Here is a 19,969-nt window from a genome sequence, read left to right on the forward strand (position 1 = left end):
GATACGCAACTCGTTGAAAGCATGCCAAAAAACCTGAATTTTTTAACTAAAGCGTTACTTATTACACAAAGAATTCACTTCAAGCATGCCCAGAACGCTGTTTTATGAAATACTCCACAGTGAAGGAATCAGGTAAATATAGGGATAGTTATGCGCCACCTTTCTATAGCGCTCAAGATCAAGCTGGGTTATGCCATCTGCTTGCTCTTTTTCGTCATTTCAGGCTTTGTGAGTTACAAAGGTATCCAAACCTTGTCGAACGGCTTTAGCCAATACAGTGAACTCAGCCAAAAAGCGACATTATCAAGCAACATTCAAGTGCACTTTCTTCAGATGCGTTTAGCTTCTGAACGTTACTTAGAGTCATTGGATGAACAGTACGAAACGAATTATCAATCAAGCAAACTTGCGATTGATGAACTGCTCAACAACTTAATCCAGTCCACCACCAAAACCGATAGTCTAGCTAGCCTGCAATTAGTGCAAGACAGCGTGGCGGCGTTTGATGTGGCTTATGGGTCAATGAAACAGAGTGAGCTCCTCATTGACCAACTGGTCAACGTTGAGATGGTCAAACGAGAAACCAACGCACTGAAAGCGGCTCAGAGCTTGTTGTATGAGTCTTACAATAACAATGATCCAAACGCGAGCTTATACGCAGGCATGTTGATGGAGAATTTCCTCGCAGCCAAGATCACCGTACTCAGTTACTCAAACAACAACGATCTCAAAACCTATGAGGCGGGTAAAGATATCTTTGAATACGCGCTACCAGGTATTGAAGGAGACATTGAATCTCTTAAATCATCGCCTTATCAAAGTGAGCTGATCGAAGACTTCTCTAACCAACGCGAAGCGTATGCAAAAGGCTTTGAGCAAGTTCATCAACAGATGATTGAGAACACGCAAAGAACCGCTACCCTCGCCTCTATTGGTGACAGCTTAGCGATTGCGGTCGCGGACGCTCAAAGTATTCTCGAGCAACAGAAACAAGCGCTCACGCCAGTGCTACAAGCCAGTGAAAAGCGTTCGATTCAAATCATCATATTGCTGACAGGTGTGGCTTTAGTTATTGGTATGACGAGCGCCGTGTTGGTGACTCGCTCTATTACCAAAGGCATCGCACAAGTTAAACAGATCACCAACGAGCTTTCTCAGGGCAACCTGAATGTGGAAGTGAACATTGAGAGCAAAAATGAGATTGGCGAACTGCTGACTAATATGGAGATCACCATTGAGTCTCTGCGCGATATTGTTGGCCAAGTGAACCGCTCTAGTGTGCGCATTGGTGAGATGTCGGAGTCGCTGAATCAAGTGACAAACAACAGCTCGACCAATGCAACACAATTGAACAGTGAAATGATCAACATCTCTTCTGCCGTTGATCAATTGGCTTCCAGCACTTCAGAAATTGCTGCAAGTGCTAACCACGCGTCTCAAGTTGCTAACCAAGCAACCGAGAATGTGGCAATGGGACTGAAAGAAGTAGACAAAACACTGCATGAAATTGGTAGCGCCGATGAAAGCATGCAGGTGAGCAGCCAAAAAGTGACGGACCTACACAAAGAGTCGATGAACATTGGTGCCATTCTTGAAGTAATTAAAGGTGTATCTGAGCAAACCAACCTATTGGCATTGAACGCTGCCATTGAAGCCGCACGTGCGGGTGAGCAAGGCCGTGGGTTTGCCGTCGTAGCCGATGAAGTGAGAACGCTAGCTAAGCGCACTCAAGACTCAGCAAGCCAGATTGATGAACTCATCACCTCGCTACAACGTGGCGCTAAAGACGCACTCGAATCGATCAAAGAGAGTCACAGCACGGTTTCTGATGCTTCGACTCAGGCGCAACAAGCTTCTCAGAACTTGCATGTGATTAACCAACACATCCAAGATTTAAATCAGGCCAACAGCCAAATCGCGATATCCGTCGATGAGCAGGATTGCTTAACCAAATCACTGGGTGAAAACGCGCAAGGTGCCAATACCATCGCGCAAAGCAACCAAGAATCGGTCAGCAGCATTTCAGGTGCAGCGAGCGACTTAACTGAGGTTGCTCATCATCTAGAGAGCCAAGTAAATCGATTTAGAACCTAACGCAACTAGCCTTTAACGCGGCTGACACGGTTCCGAACCAATAATATAAAAAGCCCCCAACACATAAGTGTCGGGGGCTTTCTTTTAGTTAAAAGCTTTAAATTAAGAGCTATTAACTTCGAACGATCAGTTTTGAGCTTAGAACTAGATTAAGCCTACTGAATCTTCAGACGCTGAATCAGTGTCTCTTCATCTAGTTGATACAGCTCATCAAGCAAGTTCATTTGCAAGCTACCTGGGCCACGAGAGTTCTCAGCCGCGATTTCGCCAACCACACCCAATACCGCAGCAGCAGCCAAACCACTGTCATCACCGACAGCCGCAAACGCGCCGGTCAATGCCGTTAAGGTACAGCCCATGCCTGTCACATACGGCATCATTGGATGACCATTATTTAACGTCACAACACTGTCTTTAGTGACAACGTAATCCGTCTCACCAGAAATAACCACATTCGCGCCGTATTCAGCCACTAAGCATTGCGCAGCGCCTAATGCAGCATCACTGCTATCCAACGCATCAACGCCTTTGCTCTGTGCTTGCTCACCCGCTAGCGCGATAATCTCAGACGCGTTACCACGAATGATTAGCTTATCCGCTAAGCGTGCAATTTCACGAGAAGTCTCCGTACGCAGCGTACTTGCGCCACAACCCACGGGGTCAAGAACCACAACCTTATTATTCGCGTTAGCTTGTTCGACCGCGAAGCGCATTCTCGGCGTCCAAACACTGTCGAGCGTGCCGATGTTAATCACAAGCGCGCCAGAGAAAGACATCATCTCAGCCAGTTCTTGTTGCGAGTGCGCCATAATTGGCGAAGCACCAATCGCTAATAACGCATTGGCCGTGTTGTTCATCACGACGTAGTTAGTGATGTTCACAACCAGTGGCTTTTGCTCTCGTACTGCGCGTAACGATTGAATAATTTGTTCAGTAAGCATGGGTAAATCCTTATTCATTAAAGTCGCTTTTAAGCCGCTGTTGAATCATTAAGAGCGTTCAGTCCTTGCTGCCAAAAAGCCACTTCCATACGCGTTGCGGTTTTGAAGATATGAACGATGTTCTGACCGCGCTCGCTGTTGATATCAATTTCAGCAAGCAGCTGGTTGAAGTATTCCGCGCCCGTTGCTACGCCAGACTGGAACTCTTCACTGCCATACAGTTGCAGCCAACTTGCGTATGGGTTGCCTTCTAATACGGTATCGCTGCTTTCTAAAAGTGCTTTACCAATCACAGCGTAACCAATGGAACACGGAGCCAGTGCCGCATAAAGATCGACAAGATCACCCGTCATACCCGCGTCCAGAACGTAGCGCGTGTAAGCAACTGTACCGAAATCTTCCGGTTCGTTTTCTAGGTCAGATTCAGTTAAACCCCACTGACCACAGTAAGTCACGTGGTGAGAGATTTCAGAATCTAATAAAGCATGAACACTTGGCAGTGCACGACGCATATCCGCCAGTGTTTTTGCCTTGTAAACCGCCAACGCATAAGCACGGGCATACTGCTTTAAGAACAGAAAATCTTGTTTCAAATAATGCAGAAAACAAGGCTGAGCGAGCGTGCCGTTTGCTAGCGTTTTAACAAAATCATGCTCTGTGTAGTCTTGCCAATCTTGTTGACAGGTTTGGATTAAGTCTTGGTATTTCATGAGATTCCTTAGTCAAAAGTCGGTACGTAGTCAGCAGCTTTTGGTAGTGATTTGATGATGCCTTTGTCGAACATGAACTGTGCATAATCATCGTAACGCTTTAGGTCTACAGCAGAAGGGCGAAGTGCAAAACGAGTCAGCGTATCGTTCCATGCGCGTTGGTTAAGCTCGTTGTTCAACGTATCTGGTGAATACGCAACAAACTCGCTCCATGACTCTTGTGGGTGGTTCACGATGTAAGTTGTTGCTTGTTCCAATGCTTTATTGAACGCTTTGATCGCTTCATCATCGTGCTGCTTTGCGTTCGCAACAAAGATAAGCTCATCGTAAGCTGGCACACCGTGCTCTTCTGGGAAGAATGCTTTTGCTTTAAAACCTTCAAGGGCTAGCTGGTTAGTTTCGAAGTTACGTAGGCCACCCCAGATTGCATCTACCTTGCCTGATGCCAATGAAGATGAAAGTGCCCAACCAACATTGATGGTTTGCACGTCGGTAAACTCAACGTTTTCTTGCGCTAGCATAGTGCCGATAGTCGCTTCTTCGTTACCCGCAATCGCGATACCGATCTTCTTGCCTTTCAGATCCGCTAACGAATCGTTCTTGCCGTTATCCAGTACCATTAGTGTGTTTAGTGGCGTCGCGATAAGGGTTGATGCACGAACTAAAGGAAGGCCCGCTGCCACATCCATGGTTAAACTTGGTTGGTAAGTTACCGCTAAATCGACCTTACCTGCCGCGACCAATTTTGCTGGCGTGCTTGGGTCTGCTGGCTCTTGAATTTCAATGTCTAAGCCTTGGTCAGCAAAGTAGCCACGCTCTTGAGCGATCACAATCGGGCCATGGTTCGGGTTCACAAACCAATCCAACATCAGTGTCAGTTTCTTTTGCTCAGAGTCCGCTAGAGCATGACCTGAAACCAATGAAGCAAGCAGTGCCACTGCACCTATCAATTTTGTATTTTTCACGGTTAACCTTTCCTTTTGAATATTATTCTTATGTTGAGCAAGCCATCATTGGTTTTCCCAAGGGATAGCTTTTTTGAGTAATTTATCTGTCACGAAGTAGAGCGAGATAGACAGCACCGCCAAGATGAACAAGGCAGCAAACATCTCATCAATGATCATGCGTGCGTTTGTCTGTAGCATTAGGTAACCCAGCCCCTCACTCGAACCAACCCACTCGCCGACGACCGCTCCAATTGGGGCAATCACCACTGCCACACGAATGCCAGACGCTAAGGTAGGCAGTGCAGCAGGAAGTTGGATATGGCGAAGCAATTGCCATTTCGATGCACCCATCGTCTTGGCAAGATCGAGATAACCTGTCGGTGTGTTACGTAGGCCGTCGTAGCAACATGTGGTCACAGGGAAGAAGATAATGATCGCCGCCATCACCACTTTTGACGCGATGCCATAACCTAGCCACAGCATCAGTACTGGCGCGATAGCAAACACGGGGATCGCTTGGCTGGCAATTAAGATAGGCAATAGCCATCGCTTTAGCGGATCAAACATCAACATCTGCAGGGCGAAGAATAGCCCCATCGATAAACCAAGCAGCAAGCCAAGTAAGATCTCTTGCGCAGTCACCCAAGTGTGTTTGAGTAACACATCGTAACGTTCAATCAGCTTTAAAAAGACTTCTGCTGGCGCTGGCAGAATGAAGCTCGGCATCTCGAAGGCAACCACAACTAACTGCCATAAACCGAGAATCACAGCACTGCTGATAAGCAAACGAACAACAGGATTCATCTGACGAGGGCGTGCACTGGTAGTCTGTGCGTTAGTTGAACGAGCCACAGCTTCGCTTCGCGTTAGATCATTCATAGTCACGCTCCAACTGATCTAAGATCGCTTGTTGTAACTCAGCACATTCACCATCTAACACTCGTGGTGTCGCGGTGTTAGGCACAGATAAAGACTGAGCATTCGCAGGTGTGCCTTGCAACACATACAAATTGTCCGCCAAGCGCACTGCTTCTTGTGGATCATGGGTGATCAACACAACAGTTTTATCTCTCAACAACTCACACGCCAAACTTTGCAGCTTGTGTCTCGTTACCGCATCCAGCGCAGAGAACGGCTCATCCATCAGCACCACAGGCTTGTCTTGCATTAAAGTTCGAGCCAAAGCAACACGCTGGCGCATACCGCCAGACAACTGATCCGTCATCGCATTCGCATAATCAGCCAAACCAACCGCAGCTAACAACTCGAGTGCTTGATTAGTTTGCACTGCTTTATCAGAAGCTGGATTTTGAAAACGATGACTCAGGCAAACATTGTCGATGACCGATAGCCACGGCAATAACAAATCCTGCTGCGCCATGTAAGCGATTCGATCCGTTAAAGGCAATTCATCAGACGTTGCCAATGTGCCCTGCCACTCCACCTTATCGTCCAGCAAGCCTGCCAGATAACGCAATACCGTGGTTTTTCCGCAACCACTTCGACCCAGCAATACCGTCCACTTACCCGCGTTTAAGCTAAGCGACAACCCAGACAAGGTCGCGTGCTCACTGTCGTTATAACGTAAGGAGGCATTGCTGAGTTGAACACCAACGGTATTAACGCACATTACCGTGTCCAGCGAAGAAGTGATTTACAGGGCCATGGCCTTGGCCGACTTGTAACTCATCAGCGTGAGCAATCGCGCGAGAGATGTATTGTTTGCCCAGGTCGACAGCCTCTGACAGCGTGTTGCCTTGCGCTAAGAAAGAAGCAATAGCAGATGAAAGCGTACAACCCGTACCGTGCGTGTTTTTAGTCGGGAAACGCTTAGCGCTAATCAAGGCAGAGGTAGTCGGCAGAATCAGTAGGTCGTTACTGTTCTCATCCTTCTCTAAGTGGCCACCTTTCAAGAGAACGGCTTTAGCACCCAAAGCGCGTAGGTCTTCAATCATACCCTGCATTTCAGCTTCGCTTTCAGGTACTGGCTTGCCTGTTAGCGCCGCGCCTTCAGGCAAATTAGGGGTAATGATGTCTGCCAGCGGAATCAACTCTTGCTTTAGCGTCGTGATAGCTGAGTTTTCTAGAAGAAGATCGCCACTTGTCGCGACCATTACAGGGTCAATCACTAAGTGCTTAGGTTGGTACTGCTTAATTTTGTCAGCAACGACTTTGATGATTTGCGAATCGGCCAACATGCCGACTTTCACAGCTACGATATTGAGATCAGTGAAAACCGCATCTAACTGGCTAGCGACATGGTCGAGTGGAATAGGAAAAATGGCGGAAACGCCTTGCGTATTCTGAGATGTGATTGCGGTAATTACCGAACAAGCGAAACTACCTGTCGCAGACATAGCTTTAATATCAGCTTGGATACCTGCGCCGCCGCCGCTGTCTGAGCCAGCGATCGTCAATACAATCGGAGTGTTCGTGCGAATCAAATCATCAGCAGAGTGCTGTGAAGCTGAGGCTTTTGGCGTTAAATCTTTTGAAATAGAACTGTGTGTCATTGTCGCTCCTACTATCTTACAAGACGTAGGAGAACGAACACCGATCGAAGGAGAAGTCGCATTGGATTCATGAACAGTCTTCATGAGTGCAGACGTAGATCGAGTGCTTATAGTTCCCTACGCCAGTGTTAACTGAATCAGGTTCAACGGGTCTCGACTAACGATCTCAGCAAACACCAAATAAGGTATATGCCCCCCGACTATTGATAGCGATAGTAACAGCACTCTCACAACTGAGATACTGATTTTATTCAATTATAAGAATTACGCATGAATAAATTTCAATTAGGCTCAACAAAACAAATACTTATGGCGTTTCTTTAGCTGGCTTCGACTGTATAGACAAGCACAGCACAATCAGAAACATACCTAGCCAACCTATAAAAGGAATCAGCTCACCGACAACGCAGACGGCAAGCACCGCTGCGACTACTGGTTCAAACAAGGTCAGCAGATTGGCGCTACTCGCGGTCACGTGGCGTAAACCAAAACTGAACGCGATATAGCCCACGCATTGTGGAATTAGTGTCAGATAACTGATGACTAATACGTTAATCTGCGAGGAAAACAGGTGCTCACCAGTAAACCAGAGTGTTGGTAGCAACAGCATCGCACCGAAGCCAAAAATACAGCCCATCGCCGCTTGAGACTCAATGTCCTTGTCTATCAGTGCTTTTGTCGCCCAAGAATAAATGGCGTAACACAACCCAGCGAGCAAACCTAAAGCAATACCCAACAGCTTGAGATCATCACCGGATTCGCTCACCGATGAAGATTCTGAAAACACCAACATCCCAATACCCACCACACCAATTGCAAAGCTAATGAGCCAACGTCGGTTGATATTGTTCTTTTTGCTAATCAGACACTCTAACAATGCAGAAAAGAAAGGTGCGGTTGCAATCGAAACCACGGTACCAATCGCCACGCCTGATAATTTCATTGAGGAATAGAAAGCTAAAGGATAGACCGCCAAAGCCAAAGCGCTCACTGCCAACAGCCTCTTGTTCTGCAAAAGTTTGTCGTAAGCGAATACGATTTTTCGATACGCCAAGCCCGCTTGCATTAGGCCACCGACGCCCATAGAAAAAGCACCAATTGCTAATGGGCTTAGATCAGGCGCAAAACTTGCGGCGGTGCCTGTCGTGCCCCATAAAATGGAAGCAAACAAGATGGCCAAAGTGCCCGTTTGGAATTCGTTAACGCGATTGATGGCAAGATTCATTTCTATTACCCAATTTTCAGTTCTGAAATAGATAATAGTGAAGATTGATAAAAGTTAGTTTGCCGAAAGGACGCTATTGTTGCTTCTAAAGACTGTCTTTCATTGAGCCTAGAAACGCCCTTGGAGACATGCCAAAGTGCTGAGAGAAGCGACGACTGAAAGCAGACACATCATTATAGCCCACATTTTCCGCAATCAATTGAACCGGTAAATCGGTATGAGTTAACAAGGCTTGGGCTTTCTCCATACGATAGCGAGTGATGTATTTAAGCGCACTGATGCCCAGGCACTCTTTGAAGCGTTTTTTAAATTGAGTGGGACTCAAACAGGCCGTTTCTGCAAGTTGTGAAATGGATAACGGTTGGGTGTAGTGATCCGCAATCAGCCTTTGTACCGCCCGGATTCGAGGGTCGATGCTCTTGCTCACTTGTTGTTGCTCTAACAACAGTGAAAACACATCCAAGATTGATGACTCAATACCACTATCGACCTGATACTCCAGCTGCTTCTCAACAAACAGCAAGAAGCTCATCAAAGGTGGTGTTATCGTGAAAACCGAGAGCTCATGCTCCAACAAGTGCTGCGGCAACTCCGCCATATCTGCGACAATAAACCGCGCTGCTTCATCCGCCTTAAAGGCATGCGCTGTGGTTACCGGAATCACCACACATTCGCCCACGGCAACCTTGCCGACATACCCCTCCATCTCGATATTAATACTGCCTTGGATCGGCAATACCAATTGGTGATGGTCATCATGAGCATGGGTATTAAATTGCTTGGTGTAAGATCGAATGCTTAAGCTAGATTTCATGAGCAACGCCGGAGTACATTTCGCTAGGTTAAAGTAAGAGATACAACGTTACATTATCACTTCCCTAGAGTCACACTCAATGCGCATCAAATTCATGCTAGCTAGGTGACATGATCAAAAACGGCCTCCAAATAAGAGGCCGTTTTGATTAAAAAGCGTCATTCACATAAAGGTTAGAATGATACTTGGCTGTCTTGACCAACCGTTACTTGCACGCCGTTTTGAGCTTCGTATATTGCGAACCCAAAGGCTAGTGGCGCTGCATTATCTTCGTCACTGTCATGCTGCGCAGTACAGGTATAACCCAATGAGTAAGTACCTGGATCAATGAAGCCCAATGAGAATTCAAAATTAGTTTGGTCTTCACCAAGCACAACGGAAGCTGAAGTGACTGGTTTAACTTCCTCACTACCACCAATCGGAGCCATGTCAGCTTTATCAACATCACCTTCATATAGATAGATAGCTTGTACTGTCCCACCATTATCTGTCAGACAGTTTTTATAAGTTTGAAGTGCAACGCTTCCTTCAATATTACCTGTTTTGGCCGTATTTATTAGGCTCACCGATGTGCTTTGAATTGTGTAATCAGGGAAGGTCGAACTGTTTTTTAAGCCTCTTCGAAGATCAAACTCTAATACGAAATCGTTGCTCTGTTGGTTCACGTTAAATGAATCCTTAAAGTAAAGTACGCCAGCGTTATCTTCTTTACCCACTTGCGGGCACGCGCCTTCACCTTTCACCGTTAACTCACGGGTCGTATCATCGTATTCTGTCACGTAAGATGGATCTGTTGGGTGATCGCCATCATTCGCAAACACACACAACTTATAGCTGCCTACCGGAATGACCTCATTTTCAATCAAAGGAAGCGCATCGCTGCCTTGGTAATCCAGCAAATTCACACTTAATGGAATCGGATCCTCACCATCTGGCAATGGATCGCCATTTTCATCAACGTAGTCGCCGTTTTCGTCCGTTTTATACACATCATATATCAGTGGCGAACCTCCCCCTTGAGGAAGTAAAGCGACCTTACTAAATGTCACGGTGACGTCTTTAACATCATCAATGGGCGCATCACTCACGCTCAAAGTATGGGTGTCGTGCTGCTTGATGAACCTGAATCACCGCCACAACCAACAAGCCCAGCCAGCACAAGGCTCGCTAAAGCGGTTTCCTTTAAATACTTCATAACTAATTTCCTATAAATCACTGCTCAATAAAGGGCTTAGTTTGTTGCCCTCTTATTCTTTTCCTTAATGTGACTCATAGACAAACCGCGCTTATGGCCCAAATCGGCTAGCCCTATTATTTAGGGCTGTCTTCATCCAAAAACTCTGTTCATCAAGGTGCACATCTCAGGTCGCACATAGGTTAATCAAGTCTAGTAAGTAAATTGTCAGTAGTCGCACATATTTGGCAAGGTTGCTGTCAATTGTGTTGGAATGGTCGGTATGTATAGGGTCGGCGAGGATGATTGGATGCAATCAAATCAAAGTCAAAAATCGCCACCAAGATCAAAAAAGGCCGTTAAGACAGCCTGTTGCTGAACTTAAACGACCTTTTTATTGAATGTGGATTAAGCTAATTCGATATTAGCTCATTCAAATTCACTTATTTTTGAAGTTGCTCTTTAGCCGCTTCAACCTTAGAAAAATCTAGGCCAAGCTCTTCAACTGCTTCTTTGATTAGTGCAGGGTTTTGCATTACCTGACCCATCAGCATTTGAAGTTTGTCTTGAGGTAAACCAAGTTGGCTGATCGTCGCCATTGCTGCAAGAGGGTTCTCTGTCAGCGTTTTGAATAGCTCACTGATCTGCTCGTCGCTAATATTGTTCTCTTTCAACATCGCTAAAATCGGGTTCATTTTTTTGCCTTTGAAACACTAAATTAAATAGGAGCACAGCATATCATCTAGCTGTGCTCGATTGTACTAACAAGTGACGCTTTGGTTTAACCCGAACCGAACTTTTCCCAAACGCAAATAATGCTTAGTCTTAACGAGATTCTAGTGGGTAAGAACGGTAGCTCCACATGCCATAAGTTCTGAGAGCATCACGGTAGATACCTAATAGCTCACCACTGCTCGCTTTCTTAAGATCTTCTAGCGGCTTATCTGGGTAAGAAACCGTATCAAATGTGATGCCCTGAGGGCCAGTTTGCCAGCTCGCAATTTCAAACAGAGTTTGACCACGACGAACATGGCTCGCCGAACTAATAATGGTCGCGTGTTTAATATCATGGCGAGCAAGCGCATAGCTACTGAACAAGGCATTACCTACCGTGCTGGTCGCGTAGTTCTCTTCAATGATTCGATCTTTGCTTACCCCTTTTTCGATAAGCCAATCTGCCATCAACTTACCTTCTGTCTTGTGGTTCTTCGGCACGCCACCCGTTAACACGATCATCGCATCTGGGTTCGCTTTCGACATTGCTAATGTGGTTTCAAGACGTTCAATCAGGATTTGATGCATAGAACCATCAGGGTTAAGCGCATAGCCCAAAGTAACAATGGCACCATGTTCATCCAATAAACCTTTGTCCGCCGCCTCTTTCAGCGGGGTTTCCAACACGCGGTCAACCGTAGCAAAAATACGTTTGATGTCTTCTGCTTTGCCCTTATTCAGGCTTTCCAGTTTCTCCATGTGCTTGTTGGATTCACTGTCATTGCCTTCGAACCTCTGCCAAACCGCAAGATACGCGTGCAAGTCGACATCGTCTGGCGCAACCGTCAATGCTTGTTCAAACAACTCAATCGCACGCTCTGCATTCTTGTTGTAGATCTGAGCGTTCGCTGCCGAGATCAGCAGGTCAGTACGGTAAGGTTCTAACTGGTACGCTTCTAACAATCGGTTGGTCACAATTTCCATGTTGCTTGGCATTTTAGCCGTGAAGCCCGCGTGTGAAATTCTTGCCGGAGACTTAAACGCCTTCAACGCATCAAGAAGTAGTTGGTCGACAACTTGTCGCTTAGTCACCAACTGCGCGTAGTCCGCAGAAGCCTGTACAGCGCCATCGTTAGCAGCAAAAGAATAAGGTGTTGCGCCAAAAGCGAGCATGCCACCAAGAGCGAGGGCGATAATGTTCTTTTTCATGGAAAGATCCTGTGTCGTTAAGTGTTCACATCAGATTTGCTCACCAATGTAAGCCGCCAAGATTAAAAAACCGTGAACCAAACCTTACTCTCCAAGGTTAATAATCATTTGTTGCATAAGATGTGGCTGCAGATCACGATTTTATGCTCCAGAGTAAGCTCAAATATCCAGATAGCTTCGAATTATGAGGAGCTCCCTTGATGTCTTTGGAATATTTAACTTCGAATCCCACCTGCCTATACCATCTAAACCCGTAAGTTTCGAAGCTCAACATCAAACCTAAATGTGCATTTTATGTTCATTATTTCAGCAGCTTAAAACGCGATTCCCCTACCAGTCGACGCTAATTCACGTTTAAACAGCCAAGTTCAAAAGGCACAGAGTTTGGTATCAAATCCGTCAATTCACAGAAAATTCAAAAACCACCCATTGAACGATCGTTCAGGTGGTGCTTTAATAAGTGACCAATACAAGGAGTTACCCCATGCTTAAGTTCTATTTTCACCAAACACCAAACCCAATGAAGATCGCTCTGTTTTTGGAAGAGACAGGTCTAGATTTTGAACTTGTTCCTGTCGATACCTTAAAGGGTGAGCAGCATTCACCGGAATATCGTTTAATCAATCCAAATGGCAAAACGCCTGCGATTGAAGATGAAGGACAACGTGTATTCGACTCTAACGCTATCCTGCTCTACCTATCTGAGAAAACAGGCAAGCTAGCTGGTCAGCCAGAAGACAGAGCCGAACTATTATCTTGGATGATGTTTATCGCCAGTGGACTTGGTCCATACTCAGGCCAATCAGTACACTTCCGTCATGCTGCGCCAGCAGGCTTAGATTACGCGGTAAATCGTTATCTACGCGAAGCACAACGTCACTACGAAGTGTTAGAGAAACATATGGAAGGTCGTGAGTTTTTCGTCGGAAATGAGTACACCATCGTCGATGTCGCGGCATGGGGTTGGATTGACAAAGCACCGGTTGTGCTTGGTGAAGAAGGCTTAGAACCTTACCCGAACTTGAAGCGCTGGTTCGATGCAATCAACGCCCGCCCTGCTGCACTGCGTGCTCGCGAAATCGGCAAAGGCATTGAGTTTAAAACCGAACGTGATGAAGAGGCGCTTAGAGCGTTATTCCCGTCTAACTTCGCTGAATAGCAATAATAGTAACAAGAACTCTATTACCGACACTCACCAGTTAAGCGTTCAGAACATGAATACGAAGCTCAGTTCCGTGCTGAGCCGTATGGTCAAAACTGAGCTTGATTGGTGAGCTAAGATCGTTCTTCAATCAAGTTCGCCTGTTATAAAGCAATTCTTATCTATTTCCTTTAAAGCCTTTAGAAGCAGTGCCGATTCTCGATTTCAAGCGTGTAGAAACAGACGTTGCGCGAATACGACCAACTACTGTCCAGAAAATTATGAATTGAGTAATGAGTAAGGTCAGCATCTTAAAAGAACCTCATTTCTAACGGCTTTGACTGCTTGGTTTTTCGCCTTTTATGGATATAAATAAACACTAACTTTATAACTATGATTGTCATGACTAACTCGATGATGAACAAAGGAACGCTTATTCTACAAATTGAATTACATCAGACATCACAGAAGGCTTACATATCAGTTATAAAAATATAAACAAAAAATAAAGTACTACTTATCAATAACTTGTTACTAAAAACCATATCGACAAGGTTTATTGAGATCAAAAATGGCTTCTATTCATTTCTCGTATTATAAAACGATAATCGTTTGATGATGCGGACATTCAAGCAACTATGCACAATAACGGCTCATCACAATTGAGGTCGTTATGCCGAACTTTCTAGTCCACATTTTTAATACATTAAAGCAATATGATTTGCTGCTTGCCCTTGTATTTATTCTTGCCTATTGGCTTCTCAAACGTTTTATTTCGACGACCGTTGTCAACCTTGCACAGGTAAAGTCTGTCGCGACGACACGCACAATGTTCATCATTCGCTGCTTCAACATTTTCTCGTTCATACTGCTGTTTGCGACCTATATCATCGTCAGTGGGATTGGCTATGGAAACTTCACCATTTTCATCTCGTCCTTGGTGACGGTTTTTGGTGTCGCCTTCATCGCCCAATGGTCAATTCTGAGTAATATCACCGCGAGCTTTTTGATCTTTTTCGTATTCCCTTACCGAATTGGCGATTCAATAATTGTTGCAGATGGCGATGATATCGAAGGAAAGATCCTTGAGATTAAGATGTTTCATACCCTAATCAAACACCCAAGCGGCAACTTAATTACTTACCCAAATTCTCTGCTGTTGCAGAAAAGCGTAACTAAGGTGTTAAAGAAGAACTCTCCACGTACAGAAAGGCCTCGGTAACCGAGGCCTTGTCATGTAATAGAGAAATAAAACGCGTTAGTTAAGTTTCGCTTGCTGTTTCTAGTGCGATTGCTATTTCTATTGCGGCTGCTAATTCTACTGCTAGCGCTTTTATCTGCTTTTAATTTTCACTATTTACCGTCGACATCGAGTTTGACGCCCTGAAGTTGTTCAATCAGTTTGTCTAGATTACTGTCAAAGAACAACGGACCGGCTAGCGTCAATGCAATCGGTGAAGAAGTATTTTGTGTCGCTTGCAGATACAACTCTTTGGCGCCCGTGATGTGGCCACGCGCCTCTTCTGCTTTAGCCATTAACAGGTAAGTCAGTGGCGTATGTTGATTATAAGGAATCGACAACAAAATCTGTAACGCCTTATCAGGATCACTTTGAGACAGCGCTAATATTGCGTTCGCTTCACAAACACGAGGATTGTTTCCTCGCTTAAGAATGGCAGACAAAGATGAGGAATATTGCTCGTTCAACGCCTTAATTCTAGGTTGAATATTTTCCTCATCTTTAGAGAAAACCGCCAGTACTTCACTTATGTAACTCACCGAAATAGCATAAGCGTTATCTGGAGCCAGCGCTCTGGCCTCTCGGAAATGCTTAAGCGCCATATCAAAATCCACGGTGCTGTAAGAAACCCCGGTCGCAGACATCAACGCCTTGACCGATTCTTTATCCTGTGGGAACACAGAAATATTGCGCTGTAACTCTTCTTCAGGCACATCGATATACATAGCACGCAATAGATCATCGATCATCGCTGGAAACGTCTCATGGAAACGAGCAAAGTTGGTGGAATAACGGCGGTTTAAATGCACACCTCCCGACGCTCGGTTAACATACTTCACCAATAAACGTGTTTTCTTGCCGTCACTGCTTTTTGCCGTTGAGATATTAAACTCAATCGCGGCCAACTTCTTATGCTCATCAGACTTAACCACTCTGATATTGCTATAAAAACCAATATGTTCAATCAGCTTAATTACGATTCCATAGAGCTCTGGTTGCGCCTTGACCTCTTCCGTTACATTCAATACAACATAACGAAATTCAAAATGACTTAATGAGTGAGCCGAGCTTGCTTGCGAAGGGCTTTGTTTGTTCTGAGAGAACCACATATATGATGATTGTAAAACAATGACAACCGCCAAAAATGCCAGTATGTAATGCAGCTTTCTACTTCTTGGAGAATTTTCTGATGGCTTTGCATAGCCCTCTTCCCGGCCTTCTCTTTCGACAAGCTCTTGGCTTTCAGGTGTTGATTGGCGTTCATTAACATCAAGTTGCTCTGTTTTTTGGAGAGCGTTTTTTTGGGGAGCTGTTTTCTGGAGATCAGGTTTTTGGAGATCTACTTTCTCAACTCTCACTTCACCATCAAATCGGTAGCCACGCTTTGGAACCGTAACAATATAACTGCTTGTCCTTTTACTGTGTGTTTTCAGAACTTTTCGTAGTTCAAATACCGCTTGGGTGACCACTTGATCGGTTAATACACTACCACTCCAAACCTCTTCAATTAACTCATCACGCGTATGAGTCAAACCCGGGTTCAAACATAAGAACTCAAGCAACTTAGTGAGGCGGTTATCAATCGTAATACACGAATCAGCAAACTGAATCTGCCCTTCGTTAGGCATAAACTGCCACTCATCGACGATAAAACTGATGTTTTTCTCAAGCATTCACGGTCACTCACTCTTTATGGCTCTTCTTATCGTCTAAACATAGCTTCAATCCAATGATTTTGCTGATAATTTCAACCGGTTGTGTGTAATTTTTCACAATTTTCGTTTCAGCCGACATCATTCACAGGCATTTCCATAAAATTCTCAGCGGTTATAGTGAAAACTCAGAACAAGCAAAAATTAATACGAGTTGTCCTAAAATTTTCTCAATTAAAATAGAGCCTAACTAGCTGTAATAATTCACTTTATATTTTCTTGATATTGAAGTTATGAAACTTTATGAACTGGTGAGCTTTACGTTATGTCAGCGAATCACAAAATCTGCATGATAGCTCCACACCGCAAGTGAGGGGCGACATGCAAACGAGAGAAAGGCATAACGTTCCCTGTAGTCACTTGCAATAAGGACATAAGAATTGATGTAGACACATCACCCGCTGAAGGATTAGGGAACATTAGTTAACCTTTATATTAAGAGCTTTAAACCATGAAACTGAACAAATTTATTCTTCCTATCGCTGCTATCTTCTTCGTAACTCAAGCAAGCGCTGACCCATATATTGGTGCTAGCTACCTATATTCTGAGTACCAAGCTAAAAGCGACAATACAGATTTCAGTGATGAGAATAGCGGCTACAGCCTTTATTTAGGCTACCAGATTAATGACCTACTATCGGTTGAAGCTGGGTACGCGGATTTTGTTGATACACACAAAGACTTCGAACACATTTATTCAGATGCATGGTTAGCAAGTACAAAACTAACACTACCTATTACGATTTTTGACGTATACGGTCGTCTAGGTATCGGTCACTTCCAAAGTAACCTAGGTGATACAGACGACATTTACTACGGTGTGGGTACGGGTGTTACTCTAGGTCCAGTTCGTGTTGCACTAGAATACACAATGTACGAAGCAAAAATCGTAGACAACAGCTACGCGCTAAGCGCTGAATTCCGCTTCTAATAGGGTAAACATTAAGGCTCCCTAGCCTTCCCTACACAATGAACACCATCAAGCCTCTGACATACCATCAGAGGCTTTTTGCGTTGAATTTAAAACTGGACGTGATGAAGAAGCGAAACGAGCAATGTTTTCTTCGAATGATGAGAAGTAGAAGAGACTTGAGGCTTAACTGTTCGAAATTACAGGGGCACCTCAGCACATTTCTGGACAGAAACGAATCTGTACATTTGCTAAATTAGCTATCAAGAAATTATCTTAGGTTATGGAAAATCGCTCAACGAAGTGTCCAATCTGGCAGGTACCGATGATGAAGAGAGGGCTTGTTCAACATCGTTTAGCGTCCGTTTGAGCAGCTTGTTATGTGGTGCAGCTCAGGCACACCATCATGTTGTTTTCCTTTATCCGAGATTTCGTCCCAACTTGCTTTTGATGATACACATAGATGATTACTGATCTCTAACTCTAAGGCACCATCTAAAAGACCTGCGGGAACCCAGAACTCAATATTGCGATACATATTTGGTACTGTAGAGCCGCAAGACGTACAAAAATCAACTCGATAACCTGTTGGCTTCTGGTAAGTTTTAATATCACTAGTACCTGATAGCCAGTTAAAGTTTTCTTTAGGAATAATAAACGCAGTATTTGATGTGGATGATGTAACCTTACGACACATCGAACAATGACATTGATAAAGTTTCGGGGTTACCCCACTAACTTCGAATTTAACTTTTTCACAAAAACAACTACCAATCATTGATGAACCCTCTTAATCACATAATATTCTTAATAACAGGCCTGCTCGTTTTTCAGCTTGCCTAACTTTCATTAAACCTACAATAAATCGCTGAAATATAATGCAAACACATCACATCTCGCACTCTGCCTTTACGTAAAAACGAGCCTGCGTGTTATCATTTTTTAACAATGCTCGTTATCTTAGTGGGAATAGCGCTAATCCTATTCTTAACAATAACTTACTAAATATTCTACTGACAAAACGAGACTGGACTCAAGACAAAACAAGCCATTTTTCATACTCAAACGGGACTCAAGCCAAATAAACTGTATAAATTCACAAGAACTGGAAGCTAGAGTGCCAAGAAAATTTGGCCACATAGTTGGATGTTTTGGCATAAGGAAAAGTAAGTCAAATTCCAAACAGAATGTTGCACAGAAAAGCTAACTTAAAACACAATGGGGCATAAATGTGTTGGGTGAATATCTAACATTCAAACAACTCATACACGTGTTTTTTGCATCACGTACTCGATCGTTTCGGCTTCCCATCGGCACACCGGTACTTGATATCATCCATGTAAAATCAAAATGGTTCTGCCGTAAATTCCAAAAAAAAGAGCCGCTAAAAAGCGGCTCTTGATCTTCAAACTATTCGAACTCGTTCAGATTACTCTTTACCGAATACGTTGTTCTCTTGCTCTTGTACACGGATGAAAGTCGTACGCTTAGTTAGCTCTTTAAGCTTTGCTGCGCCTACGTATGTACAAGTTGAACGTACACCACCAAGGATGTCAGAAATTGTGTTGTGAACTGAACCACGGTATGGAAGTAAAACAGTTTTACCTTCCGCAGCACGGTACTTAGCAACACCACCTGAGTGCTTGTCCATAGCCGACTGTGAAGACATGCCGTAGAACTTCATGAATTGCTTACCGTCTTGCTCTACAACTTCGCCGCCTGACTCAGAGTGACCTGCTAGCATGCCGCCTAGCATTACGAAGTCAGCACCGCCGCCGAACGCTTTAGATACGTCACCCGCACATGAACAGCCACCGTCACCGATGATCATGCCGCCAAGGCCGTGTGCTGCGTCGCCACACTCGATGATTGCAGAAAGTTGAGGGTAACCTACGCCTGTTTTAACACGTGTAGTACAAACAGAACCAGGGCCGATACCAACCTTAACAATGTCTGCGCCAGCTAGGATTAGCTCTTCAACCATGTCACCCGTTACAACGTTACCCGCAGAGATAACTTTGTTCGGGAATTCAGCACGTACTTTTTGTACGTACTCAACTAGGTGCTCTGAGTAGCCGTTAGCGATATCAATACAGATAAATACGAAGTCTTCGCTAAGCGCCATGATTTGCTTTGTTTTCTCAAACTCAGCTTCAGACGTACCTGTTGATACAAAAACGTTATTCAGTGTTTTCTTGTCTGCTGTTTTAGCGAACTCAGCCCACTGCTCTACTGTGTAGTGCTTGTGTACTGCAGTCATAACACCGTGCTCTGCTAGAGCAGCTGCCATTTCAAAGCTTGCTACCGAATCCATGTTAGCTGCAATTACTGGAGTACCAGACCATTGACGACCGCTATGCTTGAATGTAAAATCGCGGGTTAATTCAACTTGAGAACGGCTTTTAAGGGTAGAACGCTTCGGACGGAAGAGTACATCTTTGAAACCTAACTTAAGTTCTTGTTCGATACGCATGGTGTTTTCCTTGATTCATAAAATTATGTGTCTCTCGCGAAATGCGTAGTAAAACCGTTGGCAGACGGGTTTACTTTTCTTCGGACACAAAAAAACCGGAGCGTTGGCAGACGCTCCGGTTTTCAGCATTATAGGTCGTGATTTAGTAACAG

At 44.6% G+C, this 19,969-nt stretch carries 17 protein-coding genes, 1 pseudogene and 1 riboswitch; of the genes and pseudogenes, 4 read left to right on the plus strand and 14 right to left on the minus strand.

The genetic code is table 11. The annotated features are described in order from the left end of the window. Positions 1 to 150 precede the first annotated feature (150 nt). Positions 151 to 2,094, plus strand: a complete 1,944-nt coding sequence (locus MSG34_RS00970) for a methyl-accepting chemotaxis protein (RefSeq protein WP_248336026.1) — start codon at positions 151 to 153, stop codon at positions 2,092 to 2,094. Between the two features lie 155 nt (positions 2,095 to 2,249). Here the strand turns inward: MSG34_RS00970 and thiM are convergent, their stop codons facing one another. The 11 genes and pseudogenes from thiM to MSG34_RS01025 form a co-directional block, all read right to left on the minus strand. After that, positions 2,250 to 3,035, minus strand: a complete 786-nt coding sequence (gene thiM / locus MSG34_RS00975) for a hydroxyethylthiazole kinase (protein ID WP_017081466.1) — start codon at positions 3,033 to 3,035, stop codon at positions 2,250 to 2,252. Positions 3,036 to 3,064: 29 nt separating this feature from the next. Further along, positions 3,065 to 3,745, minus strand: coding sequence for a thiaminase II (gene tenA, locus MSG34_RS00980; protein ID WP_248336027.1), 681 nt, complete (start codon positions 3,743 to 3,745; stop codon positions 3,065 to 3,067). Positions 3,746 to 3,753: 8 nt separating this feature from the next. Further along, positions 3,754 to 4,710 (minus strand): ABC transporter substrate-binding protein, encoded by a 957-nt coding sequence (locus MSG34_RS00985; RefSeq protein ID WP_050632964.1) that lies wholly within the window; start codon positions 4,708 to 4,710, stop codon positions 3,754 to 3,756. A 45-nt stretch (positions 4,711 to 4,755) separates the two neighbouring features. Next, the gene (locus MSG34_RS00990; RefSeq protein WP_248336028.1) at positions 4,756 to 5,571 is read right to left on the minus strand and encodes an ABC transporter permease; all 816 of its coding nucleotides are present in this window, start codon (positions 5,569 to 5,571) and stop codon (positions 4,756 to 4,758) included. Further along, positions 5,564 to 6,322 (minus strand): ABC transporter ATP-binding protein, encoded by a 759-nt coding sequence (locus MSG34_RS00995; RefSeq protein ID WP_248336029.1) that lies wholly within the window; start codon positions 6,320 to 6,322, stop codon positions 5,564 to 5,566. Before MSG34_RS00995 ends, MSG34_RS00990 begins: the two co-directional genes overlap by 8 nt. Continuing rightward, the gene (gene thiD, locus MSG34_RS01000; protein WP_248336030.1) at positions 6,312 to 7,205 is read right to left on the minus strand and encodes a bifunctional hydroxymethylpyrimidine kinase/phosphomethylpyrimidine kinase; all 894 of its coding nucleotides are present in this window, start codon (positions 7,203 to 7,205) and stop codon (positions 6,312 to 6,314) included. The genes MSG34_RS00995 and thiD overlap by 11 nt, the downstream gene beginning before the upstream one ends. Positions 7,206 to 7,302: 97 nt before the next feature. After that, positions 7,303 to 7,414, minus strand: a riboswitch (TPP riboswitch). Between the two features lie 98 nt (positions 7,415 to 7,512). Continuing rightward, positions 7,513 to 8,430 (minus strand): EamA family transporter, encoded by a 918-nt coding sequence (locus MSG34_RS01005; protein WP_248336031.1) that lies wholly within the window; start codon positions 8,428 to 8,430, stop codon positions 7,513 to 7,515. Positions 8,431 to 8,515: 85 nt separating this feature from the next. After that, positions 8,516 to 9,244, minus strand: a complete 729-nt coding sequence (locus MSG34_RS01010; RefSeq protein WP_248336032.1) for an AraC family transcriptional regulator — start codon at positions 9,242 to 9,244, stop codon at positions 8,516 to 8,518. A gap of 173 nt (positions 9,245 to 9,417) precedes the next feature. Continuing rightward, positions 9,418 to 10,439, minus strand: a pseudogene (locus MSG34_RS01015) (DUF4382 domain-containing protein). A gap of 422 nt (positions 10,440 to 10,861) precedes the next feature. Beyond that, a complete protein-coding gene (locus MSG34_RS01020; protein ID WP_004731647.1) occupies positions 10,862 to 11,113 on the minus strand; it encodes a DUF2999 family protein in 252 nt (83 codons plus the stop codon). Positions 11,114 to 11,243: 130 nt separating this feature from the next. Then, positions 11,244 to 12,341, minus strand: coding sequence for a YdcF family protein (locus MSG34_RS01025; RefSeq protein ID WP_248336033.1), 1,098 nt, complete (start codon positions 12,339 to 12,341; stop codon positions 11,244 to 11,246). Positions 12,342 to 12,825: 484 nt separating this feature from the next. Here MSG34_RS01025 and MSG34_RS01030 point away from each other — a divergent pair, with 484 nt between their 5' ends. Both MSG34_RS01030 and MSG34_RS01035 read left to right on the plus strand, forming a co-directional pair. Continuing rightward, positions 12,826 to 13,500 (plus strand): glutathione S-transferase family protein, encoded by a 675-nt coding sequence (locus MSG34_RS01030; RefSeq protein ID WP_048606098.1) that lies wholly within the window; start codon positions 12,826 to 12,828, stop codon positions 13,498 to 13,500. Between the two features lie 655 nt (positions 13,501 to 14,155). After that, entirely contained in the window at positions 14,156 to 14,704 is a 549-nt protein-coding gene (locus tag MSG34_RS01035) for a mechanosensitive ion channel family protein (protein ID WP_048606096.1), read from the plus strand. 131 nt (positions 14,705 to 14,835) lie between these two features. Here MSG34_RS01035 and MSG34_RS01040 read toward each other — a convergent pair whose 3' ends face one another. Then, positions 14,836 to 16,395: a winged helix-turn-helix domain-containing protein gene (locus MSG34_RS01040; protein WP_248336034.1), complete on the minus strand. Its 1,560-nt coding sequence runs from the start codon at positions 16,393 to 16,395 to the stop codon at positions 14,836 to 14,838. 490 nt (positions 16,396 to 16,885) lie between these two features. Between MSG34_RS01040 and MSG34_RS01045 the strand changes: the two genes are divergently transcribed. Then, the gene (locus MSG34_RS01045) at positions 16,886 to 17,365 is read left to right on the plus strand and encodes a porin (RefSeq protein WP_050650853.1); all 480 of its coding nucleotides are present in this window, start codon (positions 16,886 to 16,888) and stop codon (positions 17,363 to 17,365) included. Positions 17,366 to 17,699: 334 nt separating this feature from the next. Here MSG34_RS01045 and MSG34_RS01050 read toward each other — a convergent pair whose 3' ends face one another. Both MSG34_RS01050 and MSG34_RS01055 read right to left on the minus strand, forming a co-directional pair. Next, complete coding sequence (locus tag MSG34_RS01050) at positions 17,700 to 18,122, minus strand: GFA family protein (RefSeq protein WP_048610866.1); 423 nt, start codon at positions 18,120 to 18,122, stop codon at positions 17,700 to 17,702. 651 nt (positions 18,123 to 18,773) lie between these two features. Further along, positions 18,774 to 19,817 carry a GMP reductase gene (locus MSG34_RS01055; protein ID WP_048606087.1) on the minus strand — a complete coding sequence of 348 codons (1,044 nt, stop codon included), beginning with the start codon at positions 19,815 to 19,817 and terminating at the stop codon, positions 18,774 to 18,776. Between the last annotated feature and the right edge of the window lie 152 nt (positions 19,818 to 19,969).

This window comes from Vibrio sp. 1CM2L (assembly GCF_023161695.1).
GTDB lineage: Bacteria > Pseudomonadota > Gammaproteobacteria > Enterobacterales > Vibrionaceae > Vibrio > Vibrio coralliirubri.